This window comes from Micromonospora auratinigra (assembly GCF_900089595.1).
Lineage (GTDB): Bacteria > Actinomycetota > Actinomycetes > Mycobacteriales > Micromonosporaceae > Micromonospora > Micromonospora auratinigra.
Genome location: NZ_LT594323.1, coordinates 6,385,542 through 6,407,685, shown reverse-complemented (window position 1 = coordinate 6,407,685; position 22,144 = coordinate 6,385,542). Strand labels below are relative to the sequence as shown.

Genomic DNA, 22,144 nt, shown 5'->3' with positions numbered 1-22,144 from the left:
GTCCGTGACCGCCGCCCTCGCCCCCGCCGCCGCCCTCGACGCGGCCGACTGGCAGGCCCGGCGTCGGGCCCACGAGGAGCGCGTCGACGCCTGGCTGACCCCGCACCTGGCCCGCCGACGGGCCGGCCGCAAACACCCGGTGGAGGACTTCCTCTTCACCTACTACTCGTACCGGCCCGCCCAGCTGCGCCGCTGGCACCCCGGGGCGGGCGTGACGTTGCGCGACGCGGACCCGGCCGGGTTCGGCCCGGACTACACCGCCACCGCCGCCGGTCTCACCGTCGACACCGAACGGGTACGCGCCCGGCGCGCCGAGTCGATCGCCTGGATCCGGGACCTGCTGGTGGCTACCGCCGGCCGCCCGGCCCAGCTGGGCTGCTTCGGCATGCACGAGTGGGCGATGGTCTACCGGCAGACCCAGGAGCAGGTGCGGCACAACGCCTGGCCGCTGCGGCTGAGCCCGGAGGCGACCGCGACGGTGGTCGAGGAGCGTGGCGTGCGGTGCAGCCACTTCGACGCGTACCGGTTCTTCACCGCGCCGGCCCGGCCGCTGAACGTGCTCACCCCGACCCGGGAGAGCCAGTCCGCGCTGGAGCAGCCGGGCTGCCTGCACGCCAACATGGATCTCTACAAGTGGGCGTACAAGCTCTCCCCCCTGGTGCCGTCCGAGCTGGTGGCCGACTGCTTCGCGCTGGCCCGGGAGATCCGGACCCTGGACATGCGGGCCAGCCCGTACGACCTGGCCGAGCTGGGCCACCCGCCGGTGCGGGTGGAGACCCCGGCGGGCCGGGCCGAGTACGCGCAGGCCCAGCGCTCGTTCGCCGAGCGGGCCGCGCCGTTGCGGGCGCGCCTGATCGCCGGGTGCGACCGGCTCCTCGCCGCGCCGTAGTGAGCCGGCGCGGCGTCCGCCCGCCGAACGAATGCACGCCCAGCAGCTCGATCTACTTGACGGGAAAGAGCCACGCCAATACGGCGACAACCAGCGCCGCCGCCCCGATCCAGACGGAGAGCCGATCCGGCCGCACGCCCATCCCATTCCGTGCGGCTCTCGGACCTGCCCTTCCACGGATGACGCGCGACCTCCGCGTGCGGCCGGTCGACGTTCGCTCGACTTTCGACACCAGCACTCCTTCCCGACGAGGCTTCGTCATGGTGCGCGGCGCGACCCCGAGCGGGAAAGTCTCAAGGTGTACACATCGACCGATGGAGGCTCCGGTCCATCGTGGTAGCTTCGCCCGGTGATTCGCTTCTTGAGGCCTGTTTCAGAGAGCACAACGGGCGTTCGCCAGGCCCGGGAGAAGTTGCCTGAGTTGCTGACCTCCGTCGCGTCGGGAAACCGAATGATCCACGTGACCAGACGCGGAGAACGCATCGCGGCGATCGTCAGTCCCGATGTGGCCCAGAAGCTTCTGGCGGTCGTGGGTGAGGGCGGGCCAGCCATCCCCGGGGACCTGGCAGGGGCCATCACGCTGACAGAAATGCTGCTGGAGGAAGACGAGCAGCGTCAGCCCGACGTGAGCGCACTGCAGGCGGAGCGGCACGAGCTGAGTGGCGCATTCATCACGCTGGTCGACATCATGCTGCCCAGCGCCATCCTCAACCGTGGCAGATTGCGCGTGACGGATGACAGCGGGAAAGTGGTCGAGACGAAGCTCGTCGCGGACATCCTGGTGAGGAAACTCTACGGCAACCCGGAAATTCAGAAGATGCCCCTGGACTGCTTTCCCGTTGTTGCCGGCAGCATATGGGCCGCCCAGAATGGCACCGCCATCGGCCACCGGTTGCAGATCCCGATCGAAGTGTCCCCGATAGAGACGGTGTTATGGGCGTTCGCCGTGTACGAACTCTGCCGGATCATCAACATCATTCACGGGGACGGCACGGCGGAGGCGCTGATGTACGAGGTAGAAGAGTCCTCCCGAGTCGCCCTGAAAGGCGCGGGAGCCGATCCGGGTCACTGGGGTTTCTGGGCTCCCGGGCAGGGCATGGTCTTCGGCGACGTGACCCGGTTCGACGAATAACCGACGGGCGCCTCGTCACGACCGAGCACTACCGGGTCGGCCGGACGCGCCTAAGAGCGACCGGCAATAGGTGTCACTTGAGGCGGCGGGTGGTCGGTCTGGTGTCCCAGCGGTAGAGCGTGCGGGCGCGTTGGATGAGTTGACGGATCGTGACGATGGCGGCGGCCAGGTGGAGGTAGAAGTCGATGATCTGGGCGTTGCGGTCGGTGCAGCGGCGGATCTTGCCGAAGCCGTTCATCCACGAGTTCGTGCGCTCGACTACCCATCTCTGGCCGATCTGGATCGGGGCGGGCACGCCCTTACGGGCGATCTGCGCGTCGAAGCCGATCTCATCGAGTAGTTCACGGGTGCGCGTGCTGTCGTAGCCGCGGTCGAGGTGAGCGGTGACCTGGTCAGGCCAGTGATGGCGTAGCTGGCGGCTGCACTGTTCGAAGGTGTCTCGCAGTGGCGGTGAGTCGTGCCGGTTCGCCGGGGCGCCGACGATGCCGATCGGGATGCCGTAGCCGTCCACACCGGTCGAGCGTTTCATCCCGCCTTTGCCCCGGTCGACCGGGGACCGGTCGGCCCGGTCACCGCCGCACGGCGCTTTCGTGATCGCGCCGTCGGCGCTGACGTCGGCCAGGTCCAGGCCGATCATCCGGTCATAGGCATCCAGGGCCAGCTCATGGACATGTTCACCGAGACCGGCAGCGGCCCACGCCTGCAGACGGCGGCGGATGGTTCGGTCCGCACAGGCAGCCGACGCGACGCGTTCATAGCCGGAGCCGTGCACCAGAGCGGCGATGACATGCTCGAACACCACCCGGTCCGGGATCCGGCGGCGGTGGCAGCCCAGAGGATGCGACGAATCGAACTCGGGTCGTTCAGGCCACAGCGCGGCGAGCTGGACCCAGACAGGTTCGAGCAACGAAGATGGCAGCGCAGGCACGGGACCCCATCGGTCACCAAGCGTAGAAACTCCGATGATCAATGGACCCGTGCCTGTTTGCTTCCTGCTGGTCCCGCCTGTCCGAATCTTGGACCTGTCGCCGGACGCTCTAAGGGTTCACCAACGTGACGGCGTGACCGTACCGGCCGCACCCAACAGCCGAGCTGTGTCGGCTCACGGTGAACAGGACGGCCCCTACCCCTGGACGCCGATCCCGTGCCGGAAGGCGAACGCGACCGCCTGCGCCCGATCACGTGCGCCGATCTTGGCGAACAGGTGGTTGACGTGACTCTTCACTGTGCCCTCGCTGACCACGAGCCGGGCGGCGATCTCTCCGTTGGACAGTCCATCGGCCATCAGCTTCAACACCTCGGCCTCGCGCGGCGTCAGTCCGCCCGGCAGCTCCGGCCGCGGTCCCGGATCGCTCGCGATCGCGTCGATCAGATGCTTCTGTACGGCCGGGTCGATGACGGCGTGGTCGTCGAGAACTTGCCGCAGCGCCTGGTAGATCTGTTCACTGCTGGCGTCCTTGGTCAGGTAGCCCCGGGCGCCGGCGCGCAGCGCTTCCAGCACCGAGCGGTCGTCGGAGTAGGTGGTCAGCACCACCACCTTGACGGCCGGTGCCTCGGTGCGCAGCCGGCGGGTGGCCTCGACGCCGTCGCACCGGGGCATCCGCAGGTCCATGAGCACGACATCCGGTCGCGCTGTCTGCGCCAGGGTGACCGCTTCGGCGCCGTCGGCGGCCGCGCCGACCACCTCGACGTCCTTCATCAGACCGAGCACCATGCTCAAGCCCTCCCGGACGACGCGCTGGTCGTCGGCGATCAACACCCGGATCATGCCGGCACCACCAGTTCGACCCGGAATCCATGGCCGGTCGTGCCCGCCGACAGCTCGCCGCCGAGCAGTTCGGCCCGCTCGCGCATCCCGGTCAATCCGTAGCCGTCGGTGTCCTCGGGAACCACCGGTGGCTGGTCGGAGAAGTCCTCGACGGTCAGGCGGGTGGCCGCCGGCTCGTACGTCAGCTGGACCGTGACCCGGGACGGTGCCGCGTGTTTGATCACGTTGGTCAGTGCCTCCTGGGCCACTCGGTAGATCGCCAGCCGCGCCTGCGATCCCAGCGGATGCGGCTCCCCGGACACCGCGAACTCGCACGGCACTGCTTGATCCAGGGCGAACTGCTCGGCCAGCTTCGGCAGCCGGTCCGGGCCGGGCAGGTCATCGTCGCGCAGCATGCCGATCGCCCGGCGAGCCTCCTGCAGGCCGGTCCGGCCGAGGTGGTGAGCGCGCTCCACGGCGGCCGGCAGGCGCGGGTCGGCCGGGTCCTCGGCGAGCAGCATGCGGGCCCCCTCGAGCTGCAGCAACAGTCCGGACAACGAATGTGCGAGCACGTCGTGCATCTCGCGGGCCAGTCGTTGCCGCTCCGCCAGACCGGCTGCCTCGGCCAGCGCCGCCTGGCCGGCCTCCCGCTCGGCCAGCAACCGCTGCGTCTCCCGCTGCGCCTCGGCGAGCCGGAACGCCAGATACATCAGCCCGAACAGCACGGCGAACCCGGCGAGCACGGCCAGCGAGCCGAGAGCCTGCCCGGTGATTGTGGCGACCATCTCGAGTAGCACGAACGTCCCGATCAAAGCCGGCACCGCCACCCGGGCCGGCAGCAGTCCGGTCGCCGCGCACAGCACCGCCACGAGCACCGCGACCGAGCCCGGCCCGCCCGGCTGCACCGCCACCAGCGCCACCGAGCCGACCAACATCAGCACCACGGAAATCACGAACGCCGGCCGCCGCGGCTGTTCGGCCGTCGCGTTGCGGCCGAACACCCCGGCCACGAACGCCGTGCTGCCCAGGACGACCACGAGTCGTTTCCCGCTCAGCCCGAATCCGGGATCGATGGTCGCAGCCGCCCAGACGAACCACGCCAGCATCAACGGCGTGAGAAGCTGCATCCCCCGGACCACCCGGATGCGGGTGAGTGCGGGCTCTTCGGTCGGCACCCCCGCAACCTATCGGGAGATCGCAACGGCGGGCTTCGGCCCGTGGTTGGAGACGCGCTTCCACCCCCGGTCAGAGGACCAGGTTCCATCCGGGCGCAGATGCCTAACCATGGCCCCGGAGACCAGGCTGAGCACATGAAAAACGACCACATGCAGACCGTTGTGAAGCTGCTGGCCGCCTTCCTGGTGATCAGCGTGTCCACTCTCATCGCCGCGATCGCGATGCGCCACCACCCGGCACTGGTCACCTCGGCAGTCTGGATCCGCACTCCGCTGGTCGCAGCCAGCGCAGCGGTGCTGCTGTGGCTCGCCCGCCGGGCCGCCGCCGGCCACCGCAAGTCGTTCCGGCGGCTCCGCATCATCTCGATCGTGGTGCTGGCGGCGATCATCGCGGTCGTCGCCTGGCCCGGTGCCTTCCCGGTCTGGATCCGCATCGAGCAGGCCGTATGCGGCGTGTTCATGCTCAGCGTCGTGGTCCGCACCAACCTGCGAGTGGTCCGCTCCACCATGGCGGCCACCTGAGGACCTTCCGTCCCGACGGCTGAGGGACCACGGCCCGCCCCCGGTAGTTGCCGGGGGCGGATTCGTCGCTGAGATGGCAACGACTGCTACGAGTCGTGCCGGTTGGCCGGGGCTCCCGACGACGCCGGGTGGAGTGCCGTGACCATCGACACCGGCCGAACGTTTCATCCTGCCTGCGGGCGCCCGCCTGTCCGGATCTTGGACGCCTACTGCCGGTCGCTCTAAGCTGCGCCCATGACCGAGGCACGGCCGTGGGTCCGGGGCGAACTCCCCTGGCTGCGTTCGGGACCGCTGTTCCGGGTGCACTCCGCGATGGTCCCGACACTCGACGCGTACCTGCAGCGGTGGTCGTACCGGCGGGTCCGGCTGGACGGCCGGCGGATGACGTCACGCGTCGACGCGCACACCGAGATCGCCCACGCGTTCGGCTTTCCCGGGTACTACGGGAAGAACTGGGACGCCTTCAACGACTGCTTCGGCGATTACCTCCTGGAGCACTCCGGGGACCTGGTCGCGGTCCTCTGGACCGACCTCGAGTCCGCCGCGCGGGCCGCCCCGGCGACCACGGCCGAGGTGGCGTGGGCGCTGCTGATGGCCGCCCAGGGCGGCATGTCCCCGGTTGATCCGGCCGCCGCCGGGCCAACCCTGTCGATGGACGTGTTCGTGATCGGCGCCGGCACGGACTTCGACCGCGAGCGGTGATCCAGGAAGTAGTGGCTGGCCGGCCCGCCCCACACCACTCGGTCCGGCATCGGCCGCGATCGTGACCGGGCGCGTGCCGAGATCCAGGCAAGGTCGGGGCCCGCCGGAACGCCGACGGGCCCCGGGAAGGGCTCAGCCTGCGGTGCAGGTGAGCGGCGTGATGAGGGGGCCGCCGCTGGCCAGGAAGCCCCAGGTGGTCTGCGCGGCCGGGGCCAGCACCCCGTTCCAGCTGACGTTGCGGGCGGTCACCGTGGTGCCGCTCTGGTTCAGCTCGGCCCCCCAGGCCTGAGTGATCCGCGAACCCTCGGGGAGGGTGAACCGCACGGTCCAGCCGCTGATCGGGGCGGTGCCGGTGTTGGCGACGGTCACCTCACCCTGGAAGCCGCCCGGCCACTCGCCGGCGGTCCGGTAGGTGGCCGCGCAGCCGCCCGTCGGGCTCGGGCTGACGGTCGGGCTCGCCGTCGGGGTCGGGCCGCCGGTCGGGCTGGGGCTCGCCGTGGGCGAGGCGGTTGGGGTGCCGGTGGGCGTCGGGGTGCCGCGCCGCAACGCGGCGGTCAGCGCCGGATACCAGCGGTCGGACATCTTCTGGTCCCCGGCGGCGTTCGGGTGCACCCCGTCGTAGGTGTCGGTGGCGGTGTCGAAGCCGGTCCACTGGTCGACCACCACCACCGGGGAGACGGCCGTGGTCCGCCCCGCCGCCCAGCCGTCGATCGCGGCGTTCAACGCGACCACCCGCTGCCCGCACTCCGGGCAGGTCGCGGGATTCATCGGGATGATCCTCGCGACCAGCACGGCGGTCGCCGGGTTGGCCGCCCGCATCTGGTCCACCAGCTTCGAGTACGCGGCCACGATGGTGCTCGGCGCGATGTTGCTCCACACGTCGTTGGTGCCGAAGTGCATCAGCACCACGTCCGGGTGGGTGGCGGCGAGCCAGCCGGGCAGCAGGTTCTGGTTGGCCACGTTGGTCACCAGGTAGCCGCCGTGCCCCTCGTTGTCGCCGTCGTAGGGCAGTGCGCAGCCCTGCGGCCCGAGGGTGCCGACGAAGTCCACGTCGGAGTAGCCGCTGGACCGGAGGCGGTTCCAGAGCACCGAACGCCAGCAGCCGGGCGACCCGGTGATGGAGTCGCCGAGCGGCATGACGCGGACCGGGGTGGGCGCCGCGACGGCCGGCGGCGCGGCGGAGACCAGCGCGAGGCCGAGGACGAGGGTGGGCAGCAGGGCGGCGGCCGCGGTCAGCGCGGCCCGCAGGGGGGTACGGAGCATGAGGACGGGACTCCTGTCACGTGACGTGGTGATCGGTGACGGCCCGGACGCTCCCGCAGCCATTGAAGCGCTTCGACCCTCGGCTCCTCAAGCCGGTCCCGCCCTGCGGACTCAGCCCGCCGGGTGCCCCCGGTGCCGCGCCCACTCGGGGGCGAGGATCGACATGACGGTGGCGTCCGCCCAGCCGTCGCCGTCGCGCAGCACCTGGCGCAGGGTGCCCTCGGCCACGAACCCGACCTTCTCGTACACCCGGCGGGCGCGCGGGTTGAACGCGAACACCTCCAGCCCGATCCGGTGCAGGCCGAGCTGCTCGAAGCCGTAGCCGACGACCAGCCGGACCGCCTCGGTGCCGAGCCCGCGGTCCCGCCCGGACGCGCCGATCAGGGTCCGGAAGTTGCAGCTGCGGTTGTGCCGGTCCCACTCGTTGAGGACCACCTCGCCGACGCAGGCCCCGGTGGCCCGGTCCACCACGGCCAGGTCGAGCCGGTCGGTCTGGCTGTTGCGGGTGCCGTACCAGGCGCGCAGCCGGACCGGGTCGAGCCCGTCGTCGGGCGGGCTGCCGGTGAGCCGGCCGACCTCCGGGTCGGCCAGGATCGCCGCGAAGGCGGCGGGGTCGTCGTCGACGAAGGGTCGGAGCAGCACCCGCTCGCCGGTGAGCGTGGGCTTGACGGAGAAGTCGGTCGGCACAGGGCGGATTGTCGCCAGTCCGCGAACCGGGCGGCAACCGGGTTCCGGGACGGGACGGGGTTGGCCGATCACCGGTCGGGCGGGCACCGGACTCGGCAGAGTGAACGGGTGGGCGGCCTCGGGCGGATCCAGCTGGCCGGCGACGGGAAGGGCGTCAGCCGGCTGGAGCTGTTCCTCGACCTCATCTTCGTCTTCGTCCTCCTCAACGTCACCGGGGTGACCGCCGAGCAGCTCAACCCGGCGGGCCTGCCGCGCGGCCTGCTCCTGCTGGTGCTGCTCTGGTGGTGCTGGGCGCCGTTCGCCTGGCTCGGCAACTCCGTCCGGTTCGACCGGGGTGCCATGCCGGTGGTGATGTTCGGGCTCAGTGCCACCCTGTTCGTGCTGGGGCTGACGGTCCGGGAGGCCTTCCTCGACCGGCCCGGCGGCCTGTCCGGGCCGGTGGTCTTCGCGCTCGGCTACGCCGTCGTACGGGTCACCCCGCTGGCGGTCGCCACCCGGGCCGCGCCGCCGCCGCGTCGGCGGTTCCTCCGTGCCTGGCCACCGGTGCTGGCCGGCGTGCTGTTCCTGCTCGCCGCCGCCGTGGTGCCCACCTGGGTGGAGGGCGACGTACGCCAGGCCTGGATCCGGTTCGCCCTGGTGGGCTGCGCGGTCGTCGCGGAGTACGGCGGGGCGGTCTGGACCGGCGCCGGGTTGTGGCGGATCGGTTCGATCCCGTACTGGGCGGAGCGGCACGCCTTGATCATCCTGGTCGGATTCGGCGAGACGATCATCTCGATCGGGCTGAGCCAGGGCGTCGCGGTGGCCCAACCGCTGACGCCGGGGGTGCTGGTCGGGGTGCTCTTCGGGGTGGCGCTCGCCGGCGCGCTCTGGTGGACGTACTTCGACGTCGCCCGGTTCGCCGCCGAGCAGGCGCTGCAGCGGTCCACCGGGGAACGGCTGACCCGACTCGGCCGGGACGCGTACAGCTTCCGGCACCTGCCCATGATGGCCGGGCTGATCCTGGTGGCGCTGGGCCTCAAGAAGGCGCTCGGCGAGCTGCGGGTGCACAGCGCCGAGTCCAGTCCCGGCCTCGAACTGCTGGCGCTCTACGGCGGGGTGGTGCTCTACCTGGTGGGGCTGATCCTGTTCGAACTCCGTACGCTGCGCATCCTCGGCCGATCCCCGGTCCTCGGCATCGTGCTGGTGGCGGCCCTCGTACCGGTCGCGCGGCACCTGCCGGTCCTCGCGGAACTGGCGCTGCTCGCCACCGCGACCGGCGCGATGGCACTGGCCGACGTGACCGTCTTCCGGCACCGGCACCGCCGGCTGCACGCCCGGATCGGGCCCACCCACGAGCAGGGCGGCGTGACGCCGAAGGAACTCTTCTTCGACCTGGTCTTCGTGTACGCGTTCCTCCAGGTGGCCGCGCTGATGTCGGACGACCCGACCGGCACCGGGCTGGTCCGGGGCCTGCTGGTGCTGACCGTGCTCTGGCTGGCCTGGTGCGGGTACACCTGGCTGACCGCGCTGGTCCGCGCCGAGATCCCGGCGGTCCGCCTCACCATGGTGCTGGTGGTCGCGCTGACCACGATGATCACGCTGGCCGGTCCGCAGGCGTTCAACGACGCCCTGGGTGGGCTCTCCGGGCCGCTGGTCTTCGTGGCCTGCTACGCGGCCATCCGGCTGCTCCGCCTCGCCGTGCCCTGGCTCGTCGCGGCGCGGGACGCGACCGCGCCCCGCCCCCGGTTCCGGGACGCCACGCCCACCCTGGTCGCGCTCGTCCTCCTGCTGGCCGCCGCACTGGTGCCGCAGCCGGTGGGCGACATCCGTCGGCCGGCGGCGGTGCAGGTGTGGCTCTGGCTGGCGGCGATCGCCGTCGACATGGTCGGTAACGGCAGGTTCGCGGTCCGCCGGCTGCGCATCGGGTCGGCCGAGCACTGGACCGACCGCTACGGCCTGATCGTCATCATCGGCCTGGGCGAGGCGGTGATCTCGATGGGCTCCGCGGTGACGTACACGCCGATCTCGGCGCGGATCGTGGTGGCGGTCTTCCTGGGCACCGCCCTGCTGGGCTGCCTCTGGTGGGTCTACTTCGGCCGGGACAACACGGAGGAGCGACGGATCCTCGCCGTCACCGACGGGCCGGCGCGGACCCGGCTGGCCCGCGACGCGTACACCTGGTTGCACCTGCCGATGGTGGCCGGCATCGTGCTGGTCTCGTTGGGGCTGCGCAAGACGATGTCGGTGCTGGGCAGCCGGGGCTTCTTCGAGTGGGGGGCGGCCCCGTACCCGCTCGGCCACTGGGCGCTGTTCGGCGGCGCGCTGCTCTTCCTGCTCAGTGAGCTGGCGTTCCGGTGGCGGGTGACCCGACGGGTACGGCCGGCCCGGGTGGTCCTCGCGCTGGTCGTCGCCGTCCTGCTGCCGCTGACCACGACGGCCCCGGCGCTGCTCGCGCTGGCCCTGCTCGCCGGGGCCGGCCTCGCGCTCACCGGGTACGAGGTGGCCCGGGGGCGCCGGTCCGCCGCGGTCCGGCCGGTCGTCCCCGGGTGAGCCGGACGGTCAGTCGCCGTCCACCCGGCGGTCGCGCTTGCGCTGGGACTGGCGCTTCTTCTCGGCCAGCCGGCGTTCCTTGGCGCCCCGGGACGGGCGGGTGGGACGGCGTGGTTTCGGCGGTGGCGCGACCGCCTCCCGCAGCAGCGCGGCCAGCCGCTCGCGGGCGGCCTCCCGGTTGGCCAGCTGGGCCCGGTGCTCGCTGGCGGCCACGGTCAGCACGCCGTCGACCAGCCGGTTGGCGAGCCGGTCCAGGGCGCGGGCCCGCAGCGACTCGGGCACGCTGGGCGAGCCGGCCAGGTCGAAGCTGAGTTCCACCCGCGAGTCGGTGGTGTTGACCCCCTGCCCGCCCGGCCCGGACGAGCGGGAGAACCGCTCCCGCAGCTCGGCGGCGGGGACCAGGATCCGGTCGGTCACCCGCAGTCCGTCGTCCACGCCCAGAGGCTAGCGCCCCGGCCGGGAGGTCGGGGCCGGGGTCACCGTCGGGGTGGGCGCCGGGCTGGCCCGTTCGTGGTCCGAGCCGACCGCCGCGTACGCCACCGCACCGAAGAGCAGCAGCACGATCACGCCCAGCTTGACCGCGACCGCGCGGATCGCCGTCCAGGCGCTGCGTCGCGCGCCCGGGACGGTGTTCCGCGCGGTCTGGTAATCCTTCCAACCACGCTTCGCCCGGGCGTACGCCGCGCCCACGCCGGTACCGATGACCAGGCCCACCAGGAGGAGGGCCGCGATGACAGCTTGCTCCACCCACGCCAGTATCCATACTCAGCGTAATATTTCCATGGCCCGATGGTCCCACGCCGGATATCCGACAGTTCACCCCGTTCCCACCCGCCGGTCCGGTAAGGAACCCGCAGCTCAGCGCCGCGGCGGCGGTCAGCCGCCCCGGCCGATGATGGTGTCGGCGGTGTGCTGCACCTGGTCGATCGGGATGGCGAAGCCGATGCCGATCGACCCGCTGCCGTCGATGGTGGCGATGGCCGTGTTCACCCCGACCACCTCACCCCGGGCGTTGACCAGCGGGCCACCGGAGTTGCCCGGGTTGATCGAGGCGTCGGTCTGCACCGCGGTGTGCCGGCCGCTGCCGATGCGTACCTGCCGGTTGAGCGCGCTGACGATGCCGGCGGTGACGGTGCCGGCCAGCCCGAGCGGCGAGCCGACGGCCAGCACCGGCTCCCCCACCCGGGTGGAGTTCGGCTTGGCCAGCGGCAACGGCGGCAGCCCGGCCGTCGCGGGGACCTTGAGCACCGCCAGGTCGCTGGCCGGCTCCCGGCCCACCACCTCGGCGGTGAACCGGCGGCCGTCCGAGGTCTCCACCGTCACCGGTCCCCCGCCGCCCCGGGCCAGGATGTGGTCGTTGGTGACGATGTGCTGCTCCTGGTCGAGGGCGAAGCCGGACCCGGTTGCCCCGGCACCGGAGCCGGAGCCGCCGCCGACCATCACCGAGACCACTCCGGGCACGGTCTTCTCGGCGGCGGTGACCAGCTCCGCCGGCACCGGTGCGGCGGAGGCCGCCGCCGGCCCGGGTGCGTCCCGGTCGGCCGCCCAGCTGCCGGCCGCCGCGCCTGAGACGGCGGACAGGGCCACCACCGCCAGTGTGCTCAGCAACCGGCCGCGCCAGCCGCGTCCGTCGGGACCGCGCTCCGGCCCGGGTACGTCCCAGAAGCCGCGCCCGTCCGGGTCCAGCTCCGGCGAGACGAACCACGGACCGCGCGGCTCACCGAGTCCGGTCTGCACTGCCATACCTGGCTCCTCACGTGTCGTGCCGTCTTGCCGGTGCCACGGGTCAGGGCAGCCGGGAGAACCACCGCAGCGAGCCGGCGGCCGCGCCCATGGCGAGGACCAGTCCCAGGCCGATGAAGCGGGCGGAGATGTCCTGCCGTTCCTTGCGGTAGCCGACCGAGGTGCCGATGTCCTCGTAGACGGCGCGCAGTTCGGCGCTGCTGGTCGCCTCGTGGAAGCCGCCCCCGGTCTCCTCGGCGACCGCCTTGAGGGTCTGCCCGTCGACCGGCACCTGGATGGCGCGTCCGCCCCGGTCCACGAAGCCGGACGGGGTGCCGAACGAGATGGTGTGCACCGGCACCTTGGCCGCCACCGCCTCGGCGGCCGCCTCCATCGGATCCATGCCGGAGGTGTTCGCCCCGTCGGAGAGGATGATGATCCGGGCCGGCGGCGGGTTCTTCGCGGCCGTGGCGTCCAGGCTCTTCACCGCCCCCAGCGAGGTGCTGATCGCCTCGCCGATGGCGGTGCCCTGCACGCCGGTGATCCCCTCGGCGAGCCGATCGATGCCCTCGTGCAGCTTGTCCCGGTCGGTGCCGGGCGGGACCAGCACCGCGGCGCTGCCGGCGAAGGCGACCAGCCCGACGTTGAACTCGTCCGGCAGGCCGTCGGCGAACCGGCGGGCGGCGTGCTTGGCGGCGGTCAGCCGGTCCGGGTCGACGTCCCCGGCCAGCATCGAGGTGGAGACGTCGACCGCGACCATCACGGTGGCCCGCTCCCGGGGCACCCGTACCTCGGCGCTGGGCCGGGCGAAGCCCACCACGAGCAGCGCCAGCATGGCGAGGAACAGGCCGGCCGGCACGTGCCGACGCCAGGCCGGCCGCCGGGGCGCGACCCGGTCCAGCAGGCGCAGGTTGGTGAAGCGGACCGCGTACCGGCTCTGCCGGCGTTGCATCACCAGGTAGCCGACGACCAGCGCGACGACGCCGAGCAGCAGCCAGAGCCGGGCCGGTGACTGCCAGCTCACACCCCACCGCCCCGGGTCGCGGCCGTCGTGGCCGGGGCGGCGGCCAACCGACGCTGGGCGTGCACGTGCCGCACGATGTCGGCGCTGACGTCCCGGTCGGTGCGCAACGCCAGGTGTGTCGCGCCGCTGCGGCGCAGCGCCCGGCGTACCTGGTCGCGTTGGGCGGCGGCGGCCCGCGCGTACCGTTCCCGCAGGCCCCGGTCGCCGGTCCACACCTCACGGTGCCGGCCGGTCTCCGGGTCGACGAGGGTGACCAGGCCGACGTCCGGCAGTTCCAGCTCGCGCGGGTCGGTCACCTCCACCGCCAGCACCTGGTGCCGCACGGCGAGGCGGCGCAGGCCGGCCGCCCAGGGTGGCGGGTCCGCCGGGTCGTCCGGCAGCCCGTCGAGGAAGTCGGAGACGACCACCACGAGGCCGCGCCGGGTGGCCGTGCGTTCCAGCGCGGCGAGCCCGTCGACCAGCGTGGGTGGGGTGCCGACGCCGTCGTGCTCACCCGCCCGGGGCGCCGCCAGCAGGGCCCGCAGCAGGCCCAGCAGGTGGGTACGCCCGCTGCGCGCCGGATACCGCTGCACCCCGTCCGGGGTGAGCACCTGGGCGCCGAGCCGGTTGCCGACGCCGACGGTGAGGAACCCGACGGCGGCGACGGCGGCCACCGCGAGTTCCCGCTTGTCCAGCGTCGCGGTGCCGTACTCCATGCTGGCGCTGGCGTCGACCAGCAGCCAGGTGCTCAGCTCCCGGTCGGCGTCGACCTCGCGGACGTGCGGCACGGTGGTCCGGGCGGTCACCGCCCAGTCCATCCGTCGCACCTCGTCCTCGCCGGGGCGGTACTCGCGGCTGCCGGCCACCTCGCTGCCCGGTCCGGGCAGCAGGCCCCGGTACTGGCCGTGCAGCAACCCGTCGAGCCGGCGGGTGACGGTCAGCTCCAGCCGGCGCAGCCGTGCGTCGGGGGTGAGGTCGGCCAGCCCCGGCGCGGGCGGTACGGGCACCCGCCGCCGGCTCATGCCGCCGCCAGGTCGGCCGTCGCGGTCGGGTGCCCGGCGACCACCCGTGGTGGCGGCACCGCCTCGACCAGCCGGCGGACCACCGCCTCGGCGGAGACGCCGTCGGCCACCGCGTCGAAGGAGAGCACCAGCCGGTGCGCCAACACGTCGACGGCGAGTTCCCGGACGTCGTCGGGCAGCACGTACTCCCGGCCCCGGATCAGCGCCTGGGCCCGGGCGGCGGCGACCAGGCCGAGGGTGGCCCGCGGGCTGGCCCCGTACGCCAGCAGCGGGGCGATCTCGGGCAGCCCGAACCGGCCCGGGTCGCGGGTGGCGAGGATGAGCCGGACGACGTACTCGGCGAGCGCGTGGTGGACGAAGACCTGGCCGGCCCGGTGTTGCAGGTGGCGCAGCCGGGTCGGGTCGAGCACCTGGCGCGCGGTCGGCCGGTCGGTGCTCATCCGGTAGAGGATGGCCAGCTCGTCGGCGTCGCTCGGGTAGTCCACCACGATCTTCATGAGGAACCGGTCGCGCTGCGCCTCGGGGAGCTGGTAGACCCCCTCGGACTCGATCGGGTTCTGGGTGGCCAGCACCAGGAACGGGTCGGGCACCGGCCAGCTCCGGCCGCCGATGGAGACCTGCCGCTCGGCCATCGCCTCCAGCAGCGCGGACTGCACCTTGGCCGGCGCGCGATTGATCTCGTCGGCCAGCACCAGGTTGGCCATCACCGGGCCCAGCTCGACGTCGAAGCTCTCGGTGGAGGCCCGGTAGATCCGGGTGCCCACGATGTCCGACGGGACGAGGTCGGGGGTGAACTGGATCCGGGAGAAGCTGCCGCCGACGACGGTGGCGAGGGTCTGCGCGGCCAGGGTCTTGGCGACCCCGGGTACGCCCTCCAGCAGGCAGTGCCCGTCGGCGACCAGAGCGGTGAGCAGGCGTTCGACGAGCCGATCCTGCCCGACGATCACGCGTTTGACCTCGAAGAGGGTCTGTTCCAGCTCGACGCCGCTCGCGTCGGCATCGACCGAGCTGGGCACGCTGGCCAGGGTGTCCGAGATGTCCGTCACGGTGCTTGCTTCCCGGGCCACCCACCGGACAAACGTCGGAATATCAGTGCTCGCCAGGCACTGACCGCACCGGACCGGGACGAGCTTCCCGTCCGGCGCGTTGCCCGGCATACGGCGCGGCCGGCCCCGGGAGGTCCGGAACCGGCCGCGTCGGGCGGGGGTCAGGAGATCAGGTGTACGACCAGGTGGAAGGAGCGGTTGGCCGGGGTGCCGCTGGAGTTGCGGGTCTGCACGAAGACCGCGGTCGGGGTGAGCACCCGGGGCGCCACCCCGATCTCGCCCGCGTCCGGGATGCAGCAGTCGCTGGCGTCGCCGAGGGTGGCGGCGTGGACGGCGTTCAGCACGCTGACCGGGAAGTTCACCGAGAACTGGCCGGTGCCCAGCCGGTTGACCGTGATGCCGGGGGCGGAGGACCGGGCCACCGTGGTGGTCCCGGTGGTCGGGTTCCAGACCACGATGACGGCGAACGAGGTGGCGACGGACTCGATGCCGATGGACTTGGACGCCTTGACCGCGGCCCGCTCGGCGGCGGTGACCGGCGGCTGGGTGCTCGTCCGGGCCTGGCCGGGCCGGGGCTGCGGGTTCGACTGGGCCGCCGCGGCGATGCCACCCCCGGCCAGGGTGAGGGTCAGGACGGCGAGCGCCACCACTGTCGCCTTGCGCTTGAGGAACGTGACCATGACAGGTCTCCCTTGATTCTGGCGTGGTGATACGACCGGCCCGCAATTGACGGGACGGATTGTTCTCGACGGTGAGCCGGGCGCGGAAATGGCCGGACCATCGGGTGTCCACCATTTCTCGCGCACCGCAGATGTTCACAACTCAACATCCCGCACCCGGGTTGAGCTGCTTTTACTACGGAGAGTCGCGACGTCAACCAGGTGGAAGGTAGCACCGCAAAAAGCCGCGGGTCAATAGCGTCAATCCGCCCCGAAAACCCTCGTCGAACGCTTCCAAAAATTGTGAGAAGTGAAGCCGTCTCGACTCACGAAATTGTCGCGCCGGCCGGACGGGGCACTACCTCGACCCGGCCGTCGGTACGGTGACCGCCGTGACCACCGAGTTGTCCGAGGACCGGATCGAGCGGCCGGTACGCCGGCGGCGGACGCCGGTGACGGTGCTGTGCTGGCTCGCCGTGCTGCCCGCCGCCGGGTGGGCGGTGCTGCGCCTGGCCGGCCTGGAACGGGGGCCACTGGTGCAGGCGTTCGCCTTCACGCCGTACGTCGCGGCCGGCGCGCTCGCCCCGCTGGTCCTCGCGCTCGCGCTGCGCCGCCGGGGCCCGGCGGTGGTCGCGGCCCTCGCCGCGCTGGCGCTGGCCGGCGTGGTGGTGCCGCGCGCCCTCGACGCCGACGAGCCGGCCGTCGACGGGCCGACCGTGCGGGTGCTCACCGCCAACCTGCTGCTGGGCCAGGCCGACCCGGGGGCGCTGGTCGACCTGGTCCGCACCCGCCGGGTCGACGTGCTGGCCGTGCAGGAGTTCACCCCGCAGGCCGCCGCCACGCTGGACCGGCTCGGGCTGGCCACCCTGCTGCCGTACCGGGAACTCGCCGCCGAGCCGGGGGCCACCGGGTCCGGCCTCTACGCCCGCTTCCCGCTGAGCGACACGGGCGCGCGGCGCAACCAGGGCTTCGCCTTCCGGCAGGCGTACGGGACCGTGGCGGTGCCGGGCGCGCCACCCGTGCGGGTCGAGTCGGCGCACCCGGCCTCCCCGTACGAGGTGCGGGTGGTGCCGGACTGGTTCACCGACCTGCGGGCCCAGCCGCCCGCCACCCCGCACGGGCCGCTGAGCGTGCTGGCCGGCGACTTCAACGCCACCCTCGACCACGCGCCGCTGCGCGCCCTGATCGCCACCGGGTACGCCGACGCGGCGGACGCCACCGGCCGGGGCCTGGTCGGGACCTGGGGCCCGTACGACGGCGACCCGATCCCGCCGGTCACCATCGACCACGTGCTGGCCGACCGGCGGATCGCGGTCCGCGCGGTGTCGGTGCACCCGCTGCCCGGCAGCGACCACCGCGCCGTCCTCGCCGAACTGCGGCTGCCCGCCGCACGGTGACGCGGCACCGGGCGGCGGGCTCCGACGACGGGCTCAGACCCGGGCGCGGTCCAGGCCGTAGGTGAGCGCGTCGACCAGCGCGTGCCAGGACGCCTCGACCACGTTGGGGTGCACGCCGACGGTGGTCCAGTCGCGCCCCGCGCCGGCGGTCTCCACCAGCACCCGGGTCACCGCGCCGGTGCCGTGGCTGCCCTCCAGGATGCGCACCTTGTAGTCGGCCAGCTCGAAGTCGCGCAGCTCCGGGTAGTGCCGGGCCAGCCCGGTGCGCAGCGCCTCGTCCAGGGCGTTGACCGGGCCGTTGCCCTCGGCGGTGGCGATCACCCGCTCGCCGCGTACCCGGATCTTCACGGTTGCCTCGGAGACCACCGCGCCGTCCTCGCGGTGCTCGACGATCACCCGGTACGACTCCAGGGCGAACGGGCGCGGCACCGCCCGGTCCGGCAGCTCGGCGCGGACCAGCAGCTCGAACGAGGCGTCGGCGGCCTCGAACGACCACCCGCCCGCCTCCAGCTCCTTGACCCGGTTGGTGACCGTGGCGAGCGCCTCCGGATGGCCGGCCAGGTCCAGACCCAGCTCGCGGCTCTTGAGCTCGATGCTGGCCCGGCCGGCCATCTCGGTCACCAGGATCCGCATGTCGTTGCCCACCACCGACGGGTCCACGTGGTTGTAGAGCAACGGGTCGACCTTGATCGCGCTCGCGTGGAGCCCCGCCTTGTGGGCGAAGGCCGCCGCCCCGACGTACGCCTGGTGGGTGTCGGGGGCGATGTTGGCGATCTCGGCGATGGCGTGCGAGACCCGCACCATCTGTTCCAGGCAGCCGTCCGGCAGGACGGGCAGCCCGAGCTTGAGCTGGAGGTTGGCGACGATCGCGAAGATGTCGGCGTTGCCGGGGCGCTCGCCGTACCCGTTGGCGGTGCCCTGGAAGTGCTTCACCCCGGCCTCGACGGCGGCGATGGTGTTGGCGACCGCGCAGGCGGTGTCGTTCTGGCAGTGGATGCCGAGCAGCTCCGGGGCCACCCCGGTCCGTGCGGTGACGTCCGCGATCGCGGCGGTGACCTGCGACGGCAGCATCCCGCCGTTGGTGTCGCAGAGCACGAAACGCTCGGCGCCCGCGGCGAGCGCGGTCTCCAGCACCGCGGCGGTGTACGCCGGGTCGAGCCGGTAGCCGTCGAAGAAGTGCTCCCCGTCGACGAAGACCCGCCGGCCGTGGGCGACCAGGTGGGTCACCGTGTCCCGGATCATCGCCAGGTTCTCCTCGGCGGTGGTCCGCAGCGCCCGCTCGACGTGCCGCAGGTCGGCCTTGGCGACCAGGGCCACGGCCGGGGTCTCCGCGTCGAGCAACCCACGCACCTGCGCGTCGGCCTCGACCGCCACGCCGGCCTTGCGGGTCGCCCCGAAGGCGACCAGGATCGCGTGCCGCAGCTCCAGCTCCGTGCGGGCCCGCCGGAAGAACTCGGTGTCCTTCGGCACCGCGCCCGGCCAGCCGCCCTCGATGAAGCCGACGCCGAGGTCGTCGAGCAGGCGGGCCACCGCCAGCTTGTCGACCACCGAGTAGCTGAGCCCCTCGCGCTGCGCGCCGTCGCGCAGCGTCGTGTCGTACACCTGGAAGGTCATGGGAGTCCTCGTCTCGAACCCGGGGGGAGCAACAAAAAGACCCCCCGCGGATGCGGGAGGTCTGCGCGCTCGGCGAGTGGGTTGCCGGCGCGCTAGCTGCCAATAATCAGGGCGGAGCTGGTCACGATCGGTACTCTGCCATGCCCGCTCGATTTTGGGAGGTAGAACCCACATTCCGGGACCGCGGTGGGGCCGGTGATCGACTTCACAAAGTCATCCGGCCGCCACCCGGCGCAAACGTGGCTACGGAAGCATCTGGAACTGATCCAGTTATCGGCCTCGCGCCGCTGACGAGCCCCTGTCAAGGAGGACCTGTGCTCACCGTCGGTGACCGCTTCCCCGAGTACGAACTCACCGCCTGCGTGTCGCTCGACGCCGACAAGGCGTTCGAGACGATCCACCACAAGTCCTACGAGGGCAAGTGGCGGGTGGTCTTCTTCTGGCCGAAGGACTTCACCTTCATCTGCCCGACCGAGATCGCCGAGTTCGGCCGCCTCAACGGTGAGTTCGCCGACCGGGACGCCCAGGTGCTCGGCGTCTCGGTGGACAACGAGTTCGTCCACTACGCCTGGCGCAAGGACCACCCCGACCTGCGCGAGCTGCCCTTCCCGATGGTCAGCGACATCAAGCGCGAGCTGACCGAGGCCTGCGGCGTGCTCGGCGCCGACGGCGTCGCCCAGCGCGCCACCTTCATCGTCGACCCGAACAACGAGATCCAGTTCGCCATGGTCACCGCCGGCTCGGTCGGCCGCAACGTCTCCGAGGTGCTGCGGGTGCTGGACGCGCTGCAGACCGACGAGCTCTGCCCGTGCAACTGGAACTCCGGCGGCGCCACCCTGGACGCGAACGCGCTGCTCGCCGGCGCCGGGGCCTGAGGCGTGGGTCTGGACGCGGTCAAGGCGGCCCTGCCCGAGTACGCCAAGGACATCAAGCTCAACCTCGGCTCGACGGTGGGCACCTCCACGCTGAAGCCCGAGCAGGCCTGGGGCACCGCCCTGGCCTGCGCGGTCGCCGCCCGAAACCCGGTGGTGCTGCGTGAGATCGCCGCCGAGGCGGCCGACCACCTCACCCCGGAGGCGATCGAGGCGGCCAAGGGCGCGGCCACGATCATGGCGATGAACAACGTCTTCTACCGGGCCAAGCACCTGATCGGCGACGAGCAGTACGGCTCGATGCCGGCCCGGCTGCGGATGCAGATCATCGCCCGGCCCGGCGTGGACAAGGGCGACTTCGAACTCTGGTGCCTGGCCGTCTCGGCGATCACCGGGTGCGGCGTCTGCCTGGAGTCGCACGAGAAGACCCTGCGGGCCACCGGGTTCACCCGGGAGCAGGTGCACGAGGGGCTGCGGATCGCCGCCGTCGTGCACGCCGCCGCGGTGGCGCTCGACGCCGAGGCCGCGCTGGCCTGAGCAGCCGTACGCCCTGGTCAGGGCCGGTGTCGCGGGTTCGCGACACCGGCCCTTTCGGCGTACGAGGGTTGAGAAGACGACTAACGGGTAGGAGTTTCCGGGACAACGAACCACGCACTCCCCATGACGACTGCACAGTCGGGACAGGAGTTATCCATGGACAGGCTCGACCCGCACACCACCCACGGCGGCACCGACCCGGTCATCGACGGCGGCCAGGGCACCTACGCCGGCGGCGCGCCGTCCGGCGCGTTCGACCCGTGGCGCTACCGCGACGAGGCCGGCGTGGCCAGCGCCGACCTGACCGGCTACAAGGTCGAGGCGACCGACGGCAGCATCGGCAAGATCGACAAGGCCAGCCACGAGGTGAACGACAGCTACCTGGTCGTCGACACCGGACCGTGGATCTTCGGCAAGAAGGTCATGCTGCCGGCCGGCACCGTGAACCGCGTCGACCACGACGAGCAGAAGGTCTACGTCGACCGGGACAAGGACCAGATCAAGGCCGCCCCGGAGTACGACGAGGCCAGCCACGCCGACGCGGGCTACCGCGACAAGCTCGGTGGCTACTACGGCGAGAACTACTCCGCGCTGCCGCCGGACGGCCCGAACCGGGTCTGAACCACCCGACGGTCGGCGGGGCACTCCGGTGCCTCGCCGACCGTTACCGTGTCAGGGGTGGACGCTCCCGACCTGACCTTCCGCACCCTGTTCAACTTCCGCGACGTCGGCGGCCGTACCGGCCACGACGGGCGCCCGGTCCGCACCGGCCGGCTCTACCGCTCCGACTCGCTGCACCGGCTCGACGAGACCGACCAGGCCGCCTTCACCGCCCTCGGCATCCGCACCGTCATCGACCTGCGCCGCCCCACCGAGGTGGCCCGCGACGGCCGGGTGCCCGAGCTGGCCGGCCTGACCTACCGGCACATCCACCCCGAGCACCGGGACTGGGCCGAGCAGATGTACGACCCCGGCACCGGCCTCGCCCGCTGGCTCGCCGACCGGTACGCCGACCTGGCCCGCACCGGCACCGCCGGGCTGGCCGAGGCGGTCGGCCTGATCGCCGACAGCGCCAACGCGCCGACCGTGGTGCACTGCGTCGCCGGCAAGGACCGCACCGGCATCGTCTGCGGCCTCACCCTGGCGGTCCTCGGCGTCGCCGACGACGACATCGCCGCCGACTACGCGCTGAGCACCGAGGCGTCCGAGCGGTTCCACGCCTGGGTCACCGCCACCCTGCCGGAACTGCCCGCGCTGCCGGCGCCCTACCTGGCCTCCCCCGCCGAGGCGATGTCGCTGTTCCTCGCCGAACTGCGCGCCGGGTACGGCTCGGTGGAGGACTACCTGCGCCACGCCGGGGTGACCGACGCCCAGCTCGACGCGTTGCGCGCGCACCTGCTGAGCTGACCCGCCCCGGCCCGCTCCCCGCCCTCGCCCTCTGCGACCCCCGTCCTGCTCAGGGCTGGGGTCGCGCCGCTGACCGCCGCCGTTACGCGAGCAGCCGAACGAGGTCGGACCCGGCAGTAGACACCGCCGGGGCGCGCACCCCCGCCAGGACAGGCACCACCGACGAACGCCGAGATCGGGCCACACGGAGACGGCCGGCACCGTCGGGCGACGGTGCCG

23 protein-coding genes are annotated in these 22,144 nt (G+C 72.4%); 10 read left to right on the top strand and 13 right to left on the bottom strand.

Features of this window, described 5'->3' with window-relative positions; genetic code table 11:
* Positions 1–4 precede the first annotated feature (4 nt).
* Together GA0070611_RS29305 and GA0070611_RS29300 are read left to right on the top strand one after the other, a co-directional pair.
* Positions 5–889 carry a 3-methyladenine DNA glycosylase gene (locus GA0070611_RS29305; RefSeq protein WP_091671602.1) on the top strand — a complete coding sequence of 295 codons (885 nt, stop codon included), beginning with the start codon at positions 5–7 and terminating at the stop codon, positions 887–889.
* Positions 890–1,238: 349 nt separating this feature from the next.
* On the top strand, positions 1,239–2,021 hold the full coding sequence (locus GA0070611_RS29300) for a type II toxin-antitoxin system Phd/YefM family antitoxin (RefSeq protein WP_091671600.1): 783 nt from the start codon (positions 1,239–1,241) through the stop codon (positions 2,019–2,021).
* Between the two features lie 73 nt (positions 2,022–2,094).
* On the opposite strand, the gene GA0070611_RS29295 is transcribed toward GA0070611_RS29300, so the two are convergent.
* The 3 genes from GA0070611_RS29295 to GA0070611_RS29285 all read right to left on the bottom strand — a co-directional run bounded on the left by GA0070611_RS29295 (position 2,095) and on the right by GA0070611_RS29285 (position 4,943).
* On the bottom strand, positions 2,095–2,949 hold the full coding sequence (locus GA0070611_RS29295) for an IS5 family transposase (RefSeq protein ID WP_091671597.1): 855 nt from the start codon (positions 2,947–2,949) through the stop codon (positions 2,095–2,097).
* Between the two features lie 195 nt (positions 2,950–3,144).
* Positions 3,145–3,789 (bottom strand): response regulator, encoded by a 645-nt coding sequence (locus GA0070611_RS29290; RefSeq protein ID WP_091671595.1) that lies wholly within the window; start codon positions 3,787–3,789, stop codon positions 3,145–3,147.
* A complete protein-coding gene (locus GA0070611_RS29285; RefSeq protein WP_091671593.1) occupies positions 3,786–4,943 on the bottom strand; it encodes a sensor histidine kinase in 1,158 nt (385 codons plus the stop codon). The genes GA0070611_RS29290 and GA0070611_RS29285 overlap by 4 nt, the downstream gene beginning before the upstream one ends.
* 150 nt (positions 4,944–5,093) lie before the next feature.
* Here GA0070611_RS29285 and GA0070611_RS29280 point away from each other — a divergent pair, with 150 nt between their 5' ends.
* On the top strand, positions 5,094–5,465 hold the full coding sequence (locus GA0070611_RS29280; protein ID WP_231921259.1) for a hypothetical protein: 372 nt from the start codon (positions 5,094–5,096) through the stop codon (positions 5,463–5,465).
* 234 nt (positions 5,466–5,699) lie between these two features.
* Positions 5,700–6,167, top strand: a complete 468-nt coding sequence (locus GA0070611_RS29275; protein ID WP_091671587.1) for a barstar family protein — start codon at positions 5,700–5,702, stop codon at positions 6,165–6,167.
* A 132-nt stretch (positions 6,168–6,299) separates the two neighbouring features.
* Here GA0070611_RS29275 and GA0070611_RS29270 read toward each other — a convergent pair whose 3' ends face one another.
* Both GA0070611_RS29270 and GA0070611_RS29265 read right to left on the bottom strand, forming a co-directional pair.
* Positions 6,300–7,430 carry a cellulose binding domain-containing protein gene (locus GA0070611_RS29270; RefSeq protein ID WP_091671584.1) on the bottom strand — a complete coding sequence of 377 codons (1,131 nt, stop codon included), beginning with the start codon at positions 7,428–7,430 and terminating at the stop codon, positions 6,300–6,302.
* Positions 7,431–7,541: 111 nt separating this feature from the next.
* Entirely contained in the window at positions 7,542–8,117 is a 576-nt protein-coding gene (locus GA0070611_RS29265; protein WP_091671582.1) for a GNAT family N-acetyltransferase, read from the bottom strand.
* Positions 8,118–8,225: 108 nt separating this feature from the next.
* On the opposite strand from GA0070611_RS29265, the gene GA0070611_RS29260 reads away from it, so the two are divergent.
* A complete protein-coding gene (locus GA0070611_RS29260) occupies positions 8,226–10,646 on the top strand; it encodes a low temperature requirement protein A (RefSeq protein WP_157740418.1) in 2,421 nt (806 codons plus the stop codon).
* Positions 10,647–10,655: 9 nt separating this feature from the next.
* Here GA0070611_RS29260 and arfB read toward each other — a convergent pair whose 3' ends face one another.
* The 7 genes from arfB to GA0070611_RS29225 all read right to left on the bottom strand — a co-directional run bounded on the left by arfB (position 10,656) and on the right by GA0070611_RS29225 (position 16,119).
* A complete protein-coding gene (arfB, locus tag GA0070611_RS29255) occupies positions 10,656–11,081 on the bottom strand; it encodes an alternative ribosome rescue aminoacyl-tRNA hydrolase ArfB (RefSeq protein WP_091671575.1) in 426 nt (141 codons plus the stop codon).
* Between the two features lie 9 nt (positions 11,082–11,090).
* Complete coding sequence (locus GA0070611_RS29250) at positions 11,091–11,393, bottom strand: hypothetical protein (protein WP_091671572.1); 303 nt, start codon at positions 11,391–11,393, stop codon at positions 11,091–11,093.
* Positions 11,394–11,522: 129 nt separating this feature from the next.
* Entirely contained in the window at positions 11,523–12,389 is an 867-nt protein-coding gene (locus GA0070611_RS29245) for a S1C family serine protease (RefSeq protein ID WP_091671569.1), read from the bottom strand.
* A gap of 43 nt (positions 12,390–12,432) precedes the next feature.
* Entirely contained in the window at positions 12,433–13,392 is a 960-nt protein-coding gene (locus GA0070611_RS29240) for a VWA domain-containing protein (protein WP_091671567.1), read from the bottom strand.
* Positions 13,389–14,393: a DUF58 domain-containing protein gene (locus GA0070611_RS29235; RefSeq protein ID WP_091671565.1), complete on the bottom strand. Its 1,005-nt coding sequence runs from the start codon at positions 14,391–14,393 to the stop codon at positions 13,389–13,391. The genes GA0070611_RS29240 and GA0070611_RS29235 overlap by 4 nt, the downstream gene beginning before the upstream one ends.
* Positions 14,390–15,439: an AAA family ATPase gene (locus GA0070611_RS29230; protein WP_091671562.1), complete on the bottom strand. Its 1,050-nt coding sequence runs from the start codon at positions 15,437–15,439 to the stop codon at positions 14,390–14,392. Before GA0070611_RS29230 ends, GA0070611_RS29235 begins: the two co-directional genes overlap by 4 nt.
* A 161-nt stretch (positions 15,440–15,600) precedes the next feature.
* Entirely contained in the window at positions 15,601–16,119 is a 519-nt protein-coding gene (locus GA0070611_RS29225; protein ID WP_091671560.1) for a hypothetical protein, read from the bottom strand.
* Positions 16,120–16,517: 398 nt separating this feature from the next.
* On the opposite strand from GA0070611_RS29225, the gene GA0070611_RS29220 reads away from it, so the two are divergent.
* Positions 16,518–17,495: an endonuclease/exonuclease/phosphatase family protein gene (locus GA0070611_RS29220; RefSeq protein WP_407940461.1), complete on the top strand. Its 978-nt coding sequence runs from the start codon at positions 16,518–16,520 to the stop codon at positions 17,493–17,495.
* 33 nt (positions 17,496–17,528) lie between these two features.
* Here GA0070611_RS29220 and cimA read toward each other — a convergent pair whose 3' ends face one another.
* On the bottom strand, positions 17,529–19,109 hold the full coding sequence (cimA, locus tag GA0070611_RS29215; RefSeq protein WP_091671557.1) for a citramalate synthase: 1,581 nt from the start codon (positions 19,107–19,109) through the stop codon (positions 17,529–17,531).
* Positions 19,110–19,423: 314 nt separating this feature from the next.
* Here cimA and GA0070611_RS29210 point away from each other — a divergent pair, with 314 nt between their 5' ends.
* The 4 genes from GA0070611_RS29210 (at position 19,424) to GA0070611_RS29195 (ending at position 21,925) form a co-directional block, all read left to right on the top strand.
* The gene (locus GA0070611_RS29210; protein ID WP_091671554.1) at positions 19,424–19,984 is read left to right on the top strand and encodes a peroxiredoxin; all 561 of its coding nucleotides are present in this window, start codon (positions 19,424–19,426) and stop codon (positions 19,982–19,984) included.
* A 3-nt stretch (positions 19,985–19,987) separates the two neighbouring features.
* Positions 19,988–20,518, top strand: a complete 531-nt coding sequence (locus tag GA0070611_RS29205; protein ID WP_091671551.1) for a carboxymuconolactone decarboxylase family protein — start codon at positions 19,988–19,990, stop codon at positions 20,516–20,518.
* A 156-nt stretch (positions 20,519–20,674) separates the two neighbouring features.
* Positions 20,675–21,139 (top strand): PRC-barrel domain-containing protein, encoded by a 465-nt coding sequence (locus GA0070611_RS29200; RefSeq protein WP_091671549.1) that lies wholly within the window; start codon positions 20,675–20,677, stop codon positions 21,137–21,139.
* Positions 21,140–21,187: 48 nt separating this feature from the next.
* Entirely contained in the window at positions 21,188–21,925 is a 738-nt protein-coding gene (locus GA0070611_RS29195; RefSeq protein ID WP_407940396.1) for a tyrosine-protein phosphatase, read from the top strand.
* Positions 21,926–22,144 lie beyond the last annotated feature (219 nt).